The 14133-nt window shown below is 67.1% G+C and carries 15 protein-coding genes; 4 read left to right on the plus strand and 11 right to left on the minus strand.

What is annotated here, in order from left to right:
• Positions 1 to 27: 27 nt before the first annotated feature.
• Positions 28 to 711: a hypothetical protein gene (locus DC347_RS00420; RefSeq protein WP_109044045.1), complete on the minus strand. Its 684-nt coding sequence runs from the start codon at positions 709 to 711 to the stop codon at positions 28 to 30.
• A 274-nt stretch (positions 712 to 985) separates the two neighbouring features.
• Here DC347_RS00420 and DC347_RS00425 point away from each other — a divergent pair, with 274 nt between their 5' ends.
• The 3 genes from DC347_RS00425 to DC347_RS00435 all read left to right on the plus strand — a co-directional run bounded on the left by DC347_RS00425 (position 986) and on the right by DC347_RS00435 (position 2858).
• Positions 986 to 1804 (plus strand): A/G-specific adenine glycosylase, encoded by an 819-nt coding sequence (locus tag DC347_RS00425; protein WP_231369918.1) that lies wholly within the window; start codon positions 986 to 988, stop codon positions 1802 to 1804.
• Between the two features lie 60 nt (positions 1805 to 1864).
• Entirely contained in the window at positions 1865 to 2296 is a 432-nt protein-coding gene (locus DC347_RS00430) for a DUF3592 domain-containing protein (RefSeq protein WP_109044046.1), read from the plus strand.
• A 79-nt stretch (positions 2297 to 2375) separates the two neighbouring features.
• Positions 2376 to 2858: a hypothetical protein gene (locus tag DC347_RS00435; protein WP_109044047.1), complete on the plus strand. Its 483-nt coding sequence runs from the start codon at positions 2376 to 2378 to the stop codon at positions 2856 to 2858.
• Between the two features lie 7 nt (positions 2859 to 2865).
• Here the strand turns inward: DC347_RS00435 and DC347_RS21590 are convergent, their stop codons facing one another.
• The 7 genes from DC347_RS21590 to DC347_RS00465 form a co-directional block, all read right to left on the minus strand.
• The gene (locus DC347_RS21590; protein ID WP_018763181.1) at positions 2866 to 3039 is read right to left on the minus strand and encodes a hypothetical protein; all 174 of its coding nucleotides are present in this window, start codon (positions 3037 to 3039) and stop codon (positions 2866 to 2868) included.
• A 69-nt stretch (positions 3040 to 3108) separates the two neighbouring features.
• Positions 3109 to 3801 (minus strand): dihydroxyacetone kinase phosphoryl donor subunit DhaM, encoded by a 693-nt coding sequence (gene dhaM / locus DC347_RS00440; RefSeq protein WP_109044048.1) that lies wholly within the window; start codon positions 3799 to 3801, stop codon positions 3109 to 3111.
• Positions 3798 to 4430, minus strand: coding sequence for a dihydroxyacetone kinase subunit DhaL (dhaL, locus tag DC347_RS00445; RefSeq protein ID WP_109044049.1), 633 nt, complete (start codon positions 4428 to 4430; stop codon positions 3798 to 3800). Before dhaL ends, dhaM begins: the two co-directional genes overlap by 4 nt.
• 2 nt (positions 4431 to 4432) lie before the next feature.
• Entirely contained in the window at positions 4433 to 5434 is a 1002-nt protein-coding gene (dhaK, locus tag DC347_RS00450) for a dihydroxyacetone kinase subunit DhaK (protein WP_109044050.1), read from the minus strand.
• A 238-nt stretch (positions 5435 to 5672) separates the two neighbouring features.
• Positions 5673 to 6182 carry an amino-acid N-acetyltransferase gene (locus tag DC347_RS00455; protein WP_018763177.1) on the minus strand — a complete coding sequence of 170 codons (510 nt, stop codon included), beginning with the start codon at positions 6180 to 6182 and terminating at the stop codon, positions 5673 to 5675.
• Between the two features lie 34 nt (positions 6183 to 6216).
• Positions 6217 to 8343 carry a prolyl oligopeptidase family serine peptidase gene (locus DC347_RS00460; protein WP_109044051.1) on the minus strand — a complete coding sequence of 709 codons (2127 nt, stop codon included), beginning with the start codon at positions 8341 to 8343 and terminating at the stop codon, positions 6217 to 6219.
• Between the two features lie 87 nt (positions 8344 to 8430).
• Positions 8431 to 10923 carry an ATP-dependent Clp protease ATP-binding subunit gene (locus DC347_RS00465; protein WP_026266017.1) on the minus strand — a complete coding sequence of 831 codons (2493 nt, stop codon included), beginning with the start codon at positions 10921 to 10923 and terminating at the stop codon, positions 8431 to 8433.
• A gap of 247 nt (positions 10924 to 11170) precedes the next feature.
• On the opposite strand from DC347_RS00465, the gene DC347_RS00470 reads away from it, so the two are divergent.
• Positions 11171 to 11812 carry a hypothetical protein gene (locus DC347_RS00470; RefSeq protein WP_240617655.1) on the plus strand — a complete coding sequence of 214 codons (642 nt, stop codon included), beginning with the start codon at positions 11171 to 11173 and terminating at the stop codon, positions 11810 to 11812.
• A gap of 89 nt (positions 11813 to 11901) precedes the next feature.
• Here the strand turns inward: DC347_RS00470 and DC347_RS00475 are convergent, their stop codons facing one another.
• The 3 genes from DC347_RS00475 to lysS all read right to left on the minus strand — a co-directional run bounded on the left by DC347_RS00475 (position 11902) and on the right by lysS (position 14094).
• On the minus strand, positions 11902 to 12234 hold the full coding sequence (locus DC347_RS00475; RefSeq protein WP_018762634.1) for an Lsr2 family protein: 333 nt from the start codon (positions 12232 to 12234) through the stop codon (positions 11902 to 11904).
• Positions 12235 to 12376: 142 nt separating this feature from the next.
• Complete coding sequence (locus DC347_RS21595; RefSeq protein ID WP_018762635.1) at positions 12377 to 12553, minus strand: hypothetical protein; 177 nt, start codon at positions 12551 to 12553, stop codon at positions 12377 to 12379.
• A gap of 2 nt (positions 12554 to 12555) precedes the next feature.
• A complete protein-coding gene (gene lysS / locus DC347_RS00480) occupies positions 12556 to 14094 on the minus strand; it encodes a lysine--tRNA ligase (protein WP_109044053.1) in 1539 nt (512 codons plus the stop codon).
• Positions 14095 to 14133: the final 39 nt, after the last annotated feature.

Below are 14133 nucleotides of genomic sequence, written 5' to 3' on the forward strand. Positions count from 1 at the left end.
AAACCTCCCGGAGGTTTCCCGGTGGGCTCAGTTCAGCTGGAACACGGCCTTAGGGCTGGCCCGCGAGCCCAGTTTCGCGGTGAAGATGTAGTACGCCCCGCCACCGCCGGGTGCTGCCGAGACGGGCTTGCAGCCATCGGCGCTGCGGTTCCGGCCCCAAGGGAAGTTGGCGGTTTCGCTGGCGCCGGGGGCAATGACCTTCTCCAGGTCCTCGCTTGACGCCTGGCAGTCCTTGGAGGAGAAGATCCGGTCCGAGCCGCTGGTGACCAGGAACTCCATTTGCGAGGTTCCGATATTGACCTCGCAGGGCACGGTTCCGCCGTTGGTGACCTTCAGCGTGAGCATCGGGTTTTCGCCGGGACCATAGGCGGCCTTGTCCGTGGACGCCGTCACGGTCACCAGGTTCTGGTTGCACGTGGGTGTGGCTGCGGCAGTAGGCGACGGCGCTGCGGAGGGCGTCGCGGACGCCGTGGCGGACGGCGTCGGGGAAGCCGCCGGATCAGCGGTGGAAGGTTGGGTCGAGGAGGCCTGCTGCGAGCCGCCCTTGAAGGCCCCCGCCAGGGCGAGGCCGCCCAGCACCAGGGCAATCACCAGGAGCAGGGCACCGCCGGCTGCCAGCCGGCGGCGACGGTACACGGCCGGGCTCGGCTTCCGGACGCTGCTGGAACCGGATGCCGTGCCGCGTGCTGATGAATTGCCTTGCCTGCCCATCCTCCTAGGCTATGGAACGCCTCTGGTTCTGCACCGCCACCACGCCGCCGGGCCGCCATCGCTCTGGTCACAACCGGTTTTCAGCGGGCCGGAAACGATCAACTACAGTGTTGGAATCGACACTCAAACCATCGCCACCACCGCGGCCGTGCCCGGCCCGGACCGCCTGCAGCGGCTCCATCACCGGATCAACGGCTGGTTCGCCGGCATCGCCCGCGACCTCCCCTGGCGGGAGCCTGACTGCTCCCCCTGGGGCGTACTGGTCAGCGAGATCATGCTGCAGCAGACCCCCGTGGTGCGGGTGCTTCCCGTCTGGCACGAATGGCTCAAGCGCTGGCCCACCCCGGCCGGCCTGGCCGGCGAACCCGCGGGCGAAGCCGTGCGGTCCTGGGGCCGGCTGGGCTACCCCAGGCGGGCACTCCGGCTGCACGCCGCGGCCACGGCCATTGTGCAGGACCATGGCGGCAAGGTCCCGGACACGTACGCGGCCCTGTTGGCACTTCCCGGGGTGGGCAGCTATACGGCTGCGGCGGTGGCCGCCTTCGCCTACGGCCGCCGGGAAACGGTGGTGGATACCAACATCCGCCGGGTGCACGCCCGGCTGATCTCCGGCGTCGCCCTTCCCGCCCCCGCGCTGACCGCGGCGGAGATGCGCCTGGCCGCGGCACTGCTGCCGGACGACGACGACACCTCCGTGCGCTGGAACGCTGCGGTCATGGAGCTGGGAGCGCTGGTGTGCACGGCCCGGGCACCCAAGTGTGCCGCGTGCCCGGTGAAGGACTCCTGTGCCTGGCTAGCGGCGGGTGAGCCGCCGCCGTCGTACGTGCCCAAAGGCCAGGCCTGGCACGGCACCGACCGGCAGGTCCGCGGCGCCGTCCTGGCCGTCCTGCGGCTGGCCGATGCGCCCGTGCCGCCGGAGATGTTCCAACGCGAACCCGCCGACCTCGGCTTCGCCCCGGAAGGCGTCGGCGTGCCGCTGGCCGCCCTGCACCGGCTCAACTCCGCGCCCGAACAGCTGGAACGGGCGCTTGCCGGGCTGCTCGCGGACGGCCTGGCAGAAATGCACGACGGCGGCTACCGGCTCCCGGCCTGAGCCGCCCGAAGTGCGGGACGGGGATGGCATACTTCTTGGTGACCGGAACCGGGGGAAGCCATGAAGATCATTCTGTACATCGTGTGGGCACTGTTCGTCGCCGCCGCCATCGTCGCGCTGGTGCGCTCCGTGCGCAAAACCAGGCAGCAGGACCAACGGACGGCGGCCTGGCCCAAGACGCAGGCCACAGTAACCGGCAGCACCACCGGCTGGACCAGCGGCGTGGGCGGCTCCAACCGGAACCTCCGCCACTACCCCACCTACCAGTTCACGGATCCGCAGGGCACCCTCTTCATGGGCAAGTCCGAGGTCTCCCTTGCCGAGCAGCCCGTCCCGGGATCCCTCGTGGAGGTGGCGTACAACCCGGCGAATCCCAACGAGTCGTTCCAGGTTTCCTCATCGCCACGTGCCGCCCTCGGCTGCCTGATCCCGTTCTTCGCGGTCTTCGCCATCGCCCTGTTCTGGTTCATCGGAATCTTCCCGTTCGGGTGACCGCGGGGGCGGGTAACGATGTTGCCGCTAATCCGGGACGAACCGCCCTGTAGTCCCGCCCGGGACGTAGCCTGAAAGTATGGGCAGGCCCGGACTCCTGTTGGTTTTGATCACCGCCGCGGTGTCCCTGCCGGCGTGCGGATCCACCCCCAGCGCGTGCCCCGCCATCGCGCAGGCCACCGCCGTCTCCGTCACAGTCAGCGCCGACTACGCTCCGCGGGTCGGCAAGCTGCATCTTCGCGCCTGCCAGGACGGTACGTGCAAGGAGGGGGACCTTGAACTGCGCCCCGGCAGCGCATCCGTTGACCAAGGCTGCGCTGGTGGGATCTGTTCCGCCACGGCCTCGCCCGACGGAACCGCAGTGGGGATGCTCATGCTGGAAACCCTGACCGAATCACCCATGGCCATCACGGCCTCCGGCGCCGCCACAGACGGCTCCGCCCTGCCCGTGCGGACCCTGGAATTCCACCCGCAGGCGGCGTATCCCTTCGGTAAGGAATGCGGCAAGGTCGTGTCAGCATCCGTCACGCTGGACAGCTCGGGGCTGCACCCGCGGACCTGAGCCGGGGCTAGAAGAGAGCCGGCTGGCTGAAAGGTTCGCCTCCCGACGTTCCGGGCACCACACCGCCGTCCACCGGCTCAGCGGTCCATTCGAACCCGAGTTCCGCGAGCAGCTCCTCCACGGATATCTGGCCGTCCAGCACTTCAATATCCGGTGGGTTCTCTGCAGGCGGCCGTTCCATCGCATCGAGCTTATTCCCAGGAAAGCGCGCAGGCCTCCGGAACACACCGCGAAGCCACGGATTGGAACGTCACGGTTCACCGAAGCCGGACTGCACCAAGGCGCCCACGTAGCTCACGGCCCGTTCGGCATCCGCGCCCCAGGCCTCCACATGCAGGACCGAACCCTTGCCTGCGCCCAGGGTCATCAGGCCCGTCATGGAGGCGCCGTCCACCCCGTTGATGGTCACTTCCGCGTCGAGGGAGGATAGGCCGCCGGCCATTTTCGCCGCCGGCCGGGCGTGCATGCCGGCCTGGTTTACCAGCTCGAAGTCACCGGTGCAGTCCGGTGGTGCGCCGGCGCCCGGGCCCTCTTCGGCGGCCTGGCCGGAGTCCGGCGCCGGCTGGCGGGCCGAGCCGAACGCCGCCTCCGCAGCACGCTTGACTGCCTGCGCGTCAGCCCCGCCCTGCGCAGCCACCGCCGCGGCCACCAGGCCCTCCACCAGGGGCGCATCTGCGAGCAGGACGCCGTCGGGATCTCCCAGGAACTCGAGAGCCGATTCGGCGGTCATCACGGCCGACCCCAAATCCGTGAGGACCACTGTCCCGTCCCCGCCGGCCTGCTCCAGGGCGGCGAGGACCTTTTCCAGGCTGGTGCCGATCCTGCCGTCGTCGGTGCCTCCGGCGGCCAGGAGCACCACACCAGGTGCCATCTGGGCGGCAAGTTCCGTGGCGCCATCGGCAATCTTTGCGCTGTGGGACACCACCACGATGCTTACGGTCACGCGGCAGCCCCGACTGCCGCGCGCAGGATTAGGGCGCTGGAAACAGCGCCGGGATCCCGGTGCCCGGCACTGCGTTCGCCGAGGTAGCTGGCGCGGCCCTTGCGGGCAATCAGCGGATCCGTGGCAACGGCACCGGCCTCGGCAGCTTCCGCTGCCGCCACGAGGACGCCAAGGAGGCCTGCGCTGCCGCCGTCCGCAGCCGCCCGCGCAGCGTCAACCGCGGGTGTCCACGCGTCCACCATCGTCTTGTCCCCTGGCTCCGCCTTCCCGCGCGCCACGATCCCGTCCCGGGCGGCTGCCAGTGCATCGGCCCAGGCGGAGGGATCGATCTCGGCAGCATCGCCCACCGCCGTGGCGGCGCGCAGGAAAGCGGTACCGTAGAGCGGGCCGGCAGCACCGCCAACCTTGGACATCAGGGTCATTGCCGTCATCTTCAAGGCCGCGCCGGGTGTCTCCGGCATGGATTCGCCGAGCTTGGCCAGGACCGCCTGGAAGCCGCGGTCCATGTTCTCGCCGTGGTCCGAGTCCCCGATGGCCCGGTCCAGTTCGATCAGTTCCACCCGGTGCTCGGCCATGGCCTGCGCGCAGAGGGTCAGCCATTTCACGGCCCAGTTCGCGTCCAGCCCCATGGTTAGACGCCCCAGCGCAGGGCAGCGGTGTGGACGGGGGCGTCCCACAGTTCCGTAAGCTCGTCATCGAGCCGGAGCACCGAGATGGAGCAGCCCTGCATCTCCAGGGCGGTGATGTAGTTGCCCACCAGCGAGCGCTCCACCGTGGCCCCGGCGTCGGCAAGCACCTGCACGGCCCGCCGGTACACGATGTAGAGCTCGCTCAGCGGGGTGCCGCCCATGCCGTTGACGAACAGCAGCACCTTGTCCCCTGCGCTGACGTGCAGGTCGGCAAGGACGGGTTCCAGCAGGCGGTTGGTGATGCTGTCTGCGTTTTCCATCGGGATTTTGTGCCGGCCTGGCTCGCCGTGGATACCGATGCCGATTTCGATCTCGTCGTCGGCAAGGTCGAAGCTCGGGGTGCCGGCGTGGGGAACGGTGCAGGCAGACAGCGCAACGCCCATGGTCCTGACGTTGGCATTGACCCTCTCGCCAATGGCGGCCACGGCGTCGAGGTCGTCGCCGCGTTCCGCCGCGGCCCCGGCGATCTTTTCCACCAGGACGGTGCCTCCCACTCCGCGTCGGCCGGCCGTGTAGAGCGAGTCCTCCACTGCGACGTCGTCGTTGACCAGGACGGTGCGGACGGTGACGCCTTCGGCCTCGGCGAGCTCGGCGGCGGTTTCGAAGTTCAGGACGTCACCGGTGTAGTTCTTGACGATATGCACCACCCCGGCGCCGGAATTGACGGCCAGGGTGGCCGGAAGGATCTGGTCAGGCGTCGGTGAGGTGAACACCGCCCCCGGCACGGCGGCGTCGAGCATTCCTTTGCCCACATAGCCGGCGTGCAGCGGCTCGTGGCCGCTGCCTCCGCCGGAAACCAGCCCCACCTTGCCGGCCACGGGCGCATCCTTGCGCGTGATGTAGATGGGGTCGTTGCTGACCGTGACAAGGTCGGCGTAAGCCAGGCCAAACCCCTGGACGGCTTCCTCGACGACGGATTTGGGATCGTTGATGAGTTTCTTCATGGCGGTGCTCCTGGCTGCGCTCCTGGAGGATGTGTTTTTTGACCCTACTACCGGGGTGGCCGGTGGCGGTAGGTTCGTTCGATCCGGTTTTCCCCGCACCCCTGCCCCGGACGCAGCAAAGGGACAGCCCCCAATGACTGTCCCTTTCCTGAGGCCCCCCATATCCCGGCCACAGATAGTTTATCCATCAATTCGAATAATGCAAGGACGGGTCATTGATTCCTTGCCGGGACGGCGTTCAGAGGATGCGGATCATCCGGGTGTTGCCCAGGGTATTCGGCTTGACGCGGGCCAGGTCCAGGAATTCCGCCACGCCTTCGTCATGGGAGCGCAGGAGCTCCGAGTACACCTCAGGGTCCACGGCGGACTGGTCGGCCATCACTTCGAATCCGTGGCGCTTGAAGAAGTCCACCTCGAACGTCAGGCAGAAAACCCGGGCCACACCAAGGGCCCGGGCTTCCTCCAACAGCTTCTCCACCAGGACGTGCCCCACCCCCTTGCCCCGCCATTGCCCGGAGGCCGCGAGCGTGCGGATTTCGGCAAGGTCCTCCCACATGACGTGCAACGCCCCGCAGCCGATCACTTCGCCGTCACTGGACTCGGCGATCCTGAACTCCTGCAGGCTCTCGTAGTACGCCACAGTCTCCTTCGCCATCAGGATGCGTTCCTCAGCCAGGGGCGCCACGAGCTTCTTGATGGCCGGGACGTCGCTGGTGCGTGCAGGGCGGATATGGAAGGAGTCAGTCACAAGGCCATCCTACGAGGTCGGGGTGGCCGGGAATTTAGAGGCCGAGTTCCGGCGGCAGCTCGATCTCTTGGCCCAGGACGTTCCTGGCCAGGAACCACTCCACCACCTGGTACCAGACCTTGGCGTGCTGTGGCTTGAGGATCCAGTGGTTCTCGTCCGGGAAGTAGAGGAACCGGTGCGGCGTCTGCCCGTCGTCGTCCGCGGCCAGCCGGGACTTGGACAGCAGCTCATACCAGAGGCGCAGGCCCTCGCCGATGGGCACCCGGTAGTCCCTGTCGCCATGGATCACCAGCATGGGGGTGCTGATGTTATCCGCGTGCAGATGCGGGGAGTTCTCCAGTGCCATCTCCTCGGTCATTTCCTTCAGCCAGTACTGCGAGGCATCCGTGGTGGGACCAAACTGGTCCAGGGCCCACAGGCTGGCGTGGGTCACCACGGCCTTGAACCGGTCCGTGTTGCCCGCAACCCAGTTGGCCATGTAGCCACCAAAGGAGCCTCCCATGGCGGCGGTCCGCGCCGGGTCAATATCCGGGCGCTCCACGGCGGCGTCCGTGACGGCCATGAGATCGGTGAACGGCGCTTTCCCCCAGGAACCCCAGCCGCGCTGGATGTGCGATTGCCCATATCCGGTGGACAAGGCCGGATCGGGGAGCAGGACGGCGTAGCCCTTGGCCGCCAGGAGCCAGGGGTTCCAACGCCAGGTCCAGGCGTTCCAGGAGCCCAGCGGACCGCCGTGGATCCAGAGCAGCAGCGGCGCCGGGGACCCGGCAGAGGCACCCTCCGGCAGCGCAAGGTATGCGGGGACGCGGGAACCGTCGGCAGCGGAGGCCGCGATGCGCTCCAGCCGTCCGGGACTGGCCGGGCGTTCGGCCGGAGCGGGCAGGCGCGTGGTTTCGCCGCTGGCCAGGTCGATGCGCACGGCCTCGGGTGGGAACGCATAGGAACTCCGGAGGGCGTACGCGTGGCGTCCCTCCGGAGAGATGGCGACGTCGGTGTACGCCGCGGAGTCCTGCGTCACCCGGGTGACGCCCACCTCGGCGGCAGCGGACGGAACGCTGACCCGAAAAACCGGCGACGCGCCGTCGTCGTCCGCCGTGACGAGGATGGCGGAGCCGTCCGGAAGCCAGGCTGCGGGCTTGGCCCAGCGGTCCCAGTCATGGGCGAGGGGCTGCAGGCCGGAAGCGTCGTCGACGGCGGCGTCACCGGACACGTCGAGCAGGTGCAGCTTGATCTCCGGCGCCTTGTGCGGGGTGGAGTCGGACTCGCTGACCACCACGAGCGTCCTGCCGTCAGGGCTGACGGGCCCCGGAAAGTAGCTCATGCCTTCGTGGTCCAGCAGGACCTTGAGGCTGCCCGAGGCCACATCCACGGCCACGAGGATGGATCGACTGTCAGCCTTGGCGAGGGGCTTGGCGTAACTGCTGTAAATGGTCTTCCCGTCCGGGCTGACCACGGTTTCCGCCTCGCGCAGCCGGGGCCCGGCGTCGGGCGTGAGGTTGCGCAGGACAAGGGGCGCGGTGGCGTCAACCGTGGCGGGCTTGCCAGGAGCCGCGTCCTCCCCCGGCTCGACGGCAAAGATGCGCGGCTGGGCCGGCCCCAGGTCCGCGTCCCAGTAGCGGACCGGGTATTCGCTGTGCAGGATGGCCGAGACCTTCTTGTCCTTCCGGGACTTGCGCCGCTCGGCGTCGTCTCCTTCGTCGGCGGATCCGGCCAGGACCTCTGCCGTCACAAAGGCCGCGTCGGCGTCCCTGGCCGTCATGATGCGGCTGATGCCGCCGGGCCGGCTGAGGACCACCCGGGCTTCGCCGCCGTCAGCGGGAAGCATCCAGAGCGCGTTGACCGGCTCCTCGTCCGGGCTGTCCGGGTCCGGCCGTGCGGACGTGAAGTACACGTCACCGTTGGCCGCGAAGGCGGCACCCGCTTCGCCCTTGGCGCTGCGGGTGATGCGGCGGGCGTGTTTTTGTCCTGCCGGGTCCAGCTCCCACAGCGCCGTGGCGAATTCGGTGCCCTTGCCGTTGAGGGTGCTGACGGTGGTGACCAGCCGCGAACCGTCGGGGCTCAAGGCAAGGCCGCTTACCCGTGGGATGGAGAGGTAGTGGTCGAGGTCGTGGAAGGGGGTCAGTGGTTGCTCATCCGGGATCACCGGTTCCAAGTTAGCCATGCCCCGATTCAACACGGTTTGTGCCGCTGATCACAATGCGAAAGCCCCGCCGCTCCGAGGGGAGCGGCGGGGCTTTGGCTGTGGAGGCTAGACGCTTGGGGCGATCTCCGGGATGCGCGGCTTGGCGTTGCCGGCGAAGGTGAACTTCGCGTCGTCGCCTTCGCCCTCGACATCCACCACGACGATGTCGCCGGGGTGGATCTCGCCGAAGAGGATCTTCTCGGAGAGCTGGTCCTCGATCTCGCGCTGGATGGTGCGGCGCAGCGGCCGGGCACCCATGGCGGGATCGTAGCCGCGGGTTGCCAGGAGCACCTTGGCGGCCTTGGTGAGCTCGATGCCCATGTCCTTGTCCTTGAGGCGCTTCTCCAGGCGGGTGACGAACAGGTCCACGATCTCGATGATCTCGTCCTGGGTCAGCTGCGGGAACACCACGACGTCGTCAACACGGTTCAGGAACTCGGGGCGGAAGTGCTGCTTGAGTTCCTCCGTGACCCGTGCACGCATGCGGTTGTAGCCGGTCTGCGTGTCGGTGCCGGACTGGAAGCCGGTGGCGACGCTCTTGGAGATGTCCCGGGTACCCAGGTTGGTGGTCATGATGATCACGGTGTTCTTGAAGTCCACCACGCGGCCCTGGGAGTCGGTCAGGCGGCCGTCTTCCAGGATCTGCAGCAGCGAGTTGAAGAGGTCCGCGTGGGCCTTTTCCACTTCGTCGAACAGCACCACGGAGAACGGACGGCGGCGGACCTTCTCGGTCAGCTGGCCACCCTCTTCGTAGCCCACGTAGCCCGGAGGGGCACCGAAGAGCCGCGAGACGGTGTGCTTCTCTGAGTACTCGGACATGTCCAGGGTGATGAGGGCGTCCTCTTCACCGAACAGGAACTCGGCGAGGGCCTTTGCGAGCTCGGTCTTGCCGACGCCGGTGGGGCCGGCGAAGATGAACGAGCCGCCGGGGCGCTTGGGGTCCTTGAGCCCTGCACGGGTGCGGCGGATGGCCTGGGAGAGCGCCTTGATGGCCTCGTCCTGGCCGACGACGCGCTTGTGCAGTTCGTCTTCCATCTTGAGCAGGCGCGAGGACTCTTCCTCGGTCAGCTTGAAGACGGGAATGCCCGTGGAGTTGGCCAGCACCTCGGCGATGAGGTCCTCATCCACCTCGGAGATGTCGTCCATGCCGCCGGACTTCCAGTGCCGTTCCTTCTCCGCGCGCTCGGAGATCATCTTCTGCTCCTTGTCACGGAGCGAAGCTGCACCTTCGAAGTCCTGGGCGTCGATGGCGGATTCCTTCTCCATTTTCAGCTTGGCGATGCGCTCGTCCATGGCTTTGAGCTCCGGCGGAGCGGTCATGCGGCGGATGCGCAACCGGGCGCCAGCCTCGTCGATCAGGTCGATCGCCTTGTCCGGCAGGAAGCGGTCCGAGATGTAGCGCTCGGCGAGGCTTGCGGCGGAGGCGAGGGCACCGTCGGTGATGGTGACGCGGTGGTGTGCCTCGTACCGGTCGCGCAGGCCCTTGAGGATCTCGATGGCGTGGGCCACGGAGGGTTCCTTGACCTGGATCGGCTGGAAGCGGCGCTCCAGCGCGGCATCCTTCTCAATGTGCTTGCGGTACTCGTCCAGCGTGGTGGCACCGATGGTCTGCAGCTCGCCGCGGGCCAGCATGGGCTTCAGGATCGAGGCCGCATCGATGGCGCCTTCGGCGGCACCGGCACCCACCAGGGTGTGGATCTCGTCGATGAACAGGATGATGTCGCCACGGGTGCGGATCTCCTTGAGGACCTTCTTGAGCCGCTCTTCGAAGTCGCCGCGGTAGCGGGAACCTGCCACCAGGGAGCCGAGGTCGAGTGTGTAAAGCTGCTTGTCGCGGATGGTCTCCGGGACATCGCCGCGCACGATCGCCTGGGCCAGGCCTTCGACGACGGCGGTCTTGCCGACGCCGGGCTCGCCAATGAGGACAGGGTTGTTCTTGGTGCGGCGGGAAAGGACCTGCATGACACGTTCCATTTCCTGCTCGCGGCCGATGACGGGGTCCAGCTTGTTCTCGCGCGCAGCCTGGGTCAGGTTGCGGCCGAACTGGTCCAGGACGACGGAACCGGCGGGTGCGCCTTCGGGCTGTCCGCCACCGACGCCTGCGCCGGTGGTTTCCTTGCCCTGGTAGCCGGAGAGGAGCTGGATGACCTGCTGGCGGACCCGGTTGAGGTCTGCGCCGAGCTTGACCAGCACCTGGGCGGCGACGCCCTCACCCTCGCGGATGAGGCCGAGCAGGATGTGCTCCGTGCCGATGTAGTTGTGGCCCAACTGGAGGGCTTCGCGCAGCGAGAGCTCCAGTACCTTCTTGGCACGGGGGGTGAAGGGGATGTGGCCGGAAGGAGCCTGCTGGCCCTGCCCGATGATCTCCTGCACCTGCTCGCGAACGCCGTCGAGCGAAATGCTCAAGGACTCAAGAGCTTTAGCGGCAACACCCTCACCCTCATGGATCAGACCCAAGAGGATGTGTTCGGTACCGATGTAATTGTGGTTCAGCATGCGTGCCTCTTCTTGGGCAAGCACAACTACGCGACGGGCACGGTCCGTAAATCGCTCAAACATTTCGCCACACTCCTAGCTACGACGTACTTTGATGCTACGTGGCCGGTCCGGAGTTGTGGAGCGTGTTCGCCACAGGGGAAACATGGGTCTTGCCGGAATAATGCCGCGCCCCCTCCAAAGGACCTGGGACACCGGGCATCAGCGGTCAAAGGAGTCCATCAAAGAACCCTTGTCCCCGGCCGGGTGTTGCGCCATTCTTGGCCATAACAGCGGGCCTGGCCGCTTCAACGGGAGCAACGAGGGCAGCGTGAACCAACAGGGAGGGCGGGAGATGCCGAAGGTGGACCTGGAACGCGTCAGGCGCCCGGCGGGGGTTGCACTCGCGGCGGGCGGGGTTTGGCTGATCGGCATCAGCCCGGTGCCGGGGGTATACCTTGAGCCCGACGCTGCGCGGCGGCTGGACATGCTCCGCAAAGGGCAGCGCTGGTGGGTGGCGGGACAACATGTCGCCGCGGCGGGAACCGCTGCCATGCCCGCGGCGTTTGCGCGGCTGGCCCTCGCCCTCCCGCCGGGAAGGAGCAGGGCACTCGCCGGCACAGCCGCCGTCGCACTTGCCGCCGGAGCGCCTCTGTTCGTCTCCGAGCTTGCAATGCGAGCATCGGACCTGGAGCGCTTCGCGGCGCGCCGCTTCCCGGCATGGCCGTTCTACGCCTATGCGTGGCTGCATGTGCTCGCGCTCGGGTCCCTCTCCGGCGCCCTGGCAACCTTGCCGCACCGGAAAAAGGAAGCGGCAGCGGTTGGCCTTGCCAGTGTCGGATGTGCGGTAGTGCTGGCGAAAACAGGCGATATTCCGCCTTTCGTGTTCTATGTCACCGAGCAGTTTGCTGCCGGCAGCCTGCTGCGCCGTGAATCGCGCCGCGGCGAATCCCCGGGTGCGCTGCGGGATTAATTCCGCCCATACCCTTATTACGTGCCGCAGACAAAAGCCCTGCCTCCCCAAGGCGGGAAGCAGGGCTTTTAGCCAGGTTGGCCCCGTAGCTAGGAATTTGCCTTTTGGTAGGCCTCCTGGATTTCAGCCTGAATTCGGCCGCGGCTGTTAACGGTGTAGCCGTTATCCCGGGCCCATTGCCGGATTTGCGCCGAATCGTGGCTGCGGCCGCCGGTGGGAGCCTTGGCCCGCTGGGCGGTGCGACCTCCGGTAGCCTTGCGTGCAGCGTTAATGAACCTCTCCAGTGAAGACCGAAGTTCAGCGGCATTGGCTGCCGACAGGTCAATCTCGTAGTTGACCCCATCGAGGCCGAACTTAACATTCTCGTCTGCGGATCCCCCATCCAGATCATCAACGAGGATGATGTTTACTTTCTGTGCCATTAAAAGTCTTCCTCTTGCTGGAAAGTTCGATTTTCAGAAAAGCAGGATGTTTCCCTAAAAAGTATGACTCTTATGTTGGCAACGCGTCAAAGCGCCTTTTGGTTCCCGGTGGATAAAGGCGGAAAGTCGACGGGGATTTAATCTATTGCGATTCCGGCCGGGGGCCGTCGGCGGGCCGCGCCGGGAGCGAATCCGCCTCGGCCTGGGCACGGGCCTCGGCCTGGCGCTCGGCCTTGTCCGCGTTGAAGATCGCCTTCATGGCAAACCAGAAAATCAGGCCCACCACCAGGGAGGGAAGAATGACGGCTACGTATTCCATGGTCAGTGCCCTTCGGGCTTCAGCAGCGGGAACAGGATGGTTTCGCGGATACCGGCTCCGGTGAACAGCATCACCAGCCGGTCGATGCCCAGGCCGATGCCGCCCATGGGCGGGGCGCCGTACTCAAGGGCGCGCAGGAAGTCCTCGTCCAGCTGCATGGCTTCGACGTCGCCGGCGGCCGCGTGCAGGGACTGCTCGGTGAGGCGTTCGCGCTGGATGACGGGGTCGATCAGCTCGGAAAACGCGGTGCCGCGTTCCATGCCGCCGATGATCAGGTCCCAGGCCTCGATCAGCCGGCCGTCCTCGCGGTGCGGGCGGGCCAGCGGCTGGGCCGAGGGCGGGTAGTCGTACACGAAGGTGGGGTTGAGCAGGGTGGGCTCCACGATTTCGCCGAAGAGCTCAACCACCAGCTTCTCGGCGTCCCACTTGGGATCAACCTTGACCTCGTGCTTGGCCGCGAGCTCGCGGAGCACGTCCACGGAGGTGTCCGGCGTAATGTCCTGCCCGACCGCCTCGGAAAGCCCCGGGTAGACGGGCAGCCAGGCCCAGTCGCCGTCGAGGTTGATCTCCCCCGCCTCGGTCTGCAGCACGCGTCCGGCCCCCACGGCGTCCGCGGCGTCAAGGATAATCTCCTTGATCCGTTCGGCCATGACGAACTGGTCAGCCCAGGCCTCGTAGCATTCAAGGGTGGTGAATTCGGGGCTGTGGGTGGAATCGACGCCCTCGTTGCGGAACACGCGGCCCATGTCGTAGACGCGGTCGATGCCGCCCACCACTGCCCGCTTGAGGTACAGCTCGGTGGCGATCCGGAGGGTCATCTTCTGGTCGAACGCGTTCATGTGGGTCTCGAACGGGCGTGCCAGGGCGCCGCCGTGGACCAGCTGCAGGATGGGCGTTTCCACTTCCACGTAGCGGTGGCGGAACAGCGTTTCGCGGATGGAGCGGGTGATGGCGGCCCGGGTGTAGACCATTTCGCGGGCTTCGTCACGGACCATCAGGTCCACGTAGCGCTGGCGGACGCGGGTTTCCTCGTTCAGGTCCGCGTGCAGGACGGGCAGCGGGCGGAGGGCCTTGGATGCCATGGACCAGGATTCGGCCATGACGGAGAGTTCGCCGCGGCGGGAGGAAATGACCTCGCCCTTGATGAACACATGGTCGCCCAAGTCCACCAGGGCTTTCCATTCCGCGAGGGCTTCCTCCCCCACGTTGGCCAGGCTCAGCATGGCCTGCAGGCGTGTGCCCTTGCCGTCGGTGCCGCCCTCCTGCAGGGTGGCGAAGCAGAGCTTGCCGGTGTTCCGGACGAAGACCACCCGGCCGGTGACGCCCACGGTGTCGCCGGTGGTGTCGTCCGCTTCGAGGTGGGCGTACTTTTCCCGGATCTCGGCGAGGGAATGCGTGCGTTCCACTCTCACGGGGTACGCCTCCGCGCCGCGCTCAAGAAGTTTGGCGCGCTTTTCCATGCGGATCCGCATCTGCTCGCTGGCGTCGAGGGGCTCCGGGGCGTTCTTGGGCGCGGGGGTGTTTTGGGAAGTCACAATCATCAAGTTTACCGGGATTTGGCCACCCGGACTTTCAGCTGG

The sequence above is a fragment of the Pseudarthrobacter sp. AG30 genome (genome assembly GCF_003116525.1).
Taxonomy (GTDB): Bacteria; Actinomycetota; Actinomycetes; order Actinomycetales; family Micrococcaceae; genus Arthrobacter.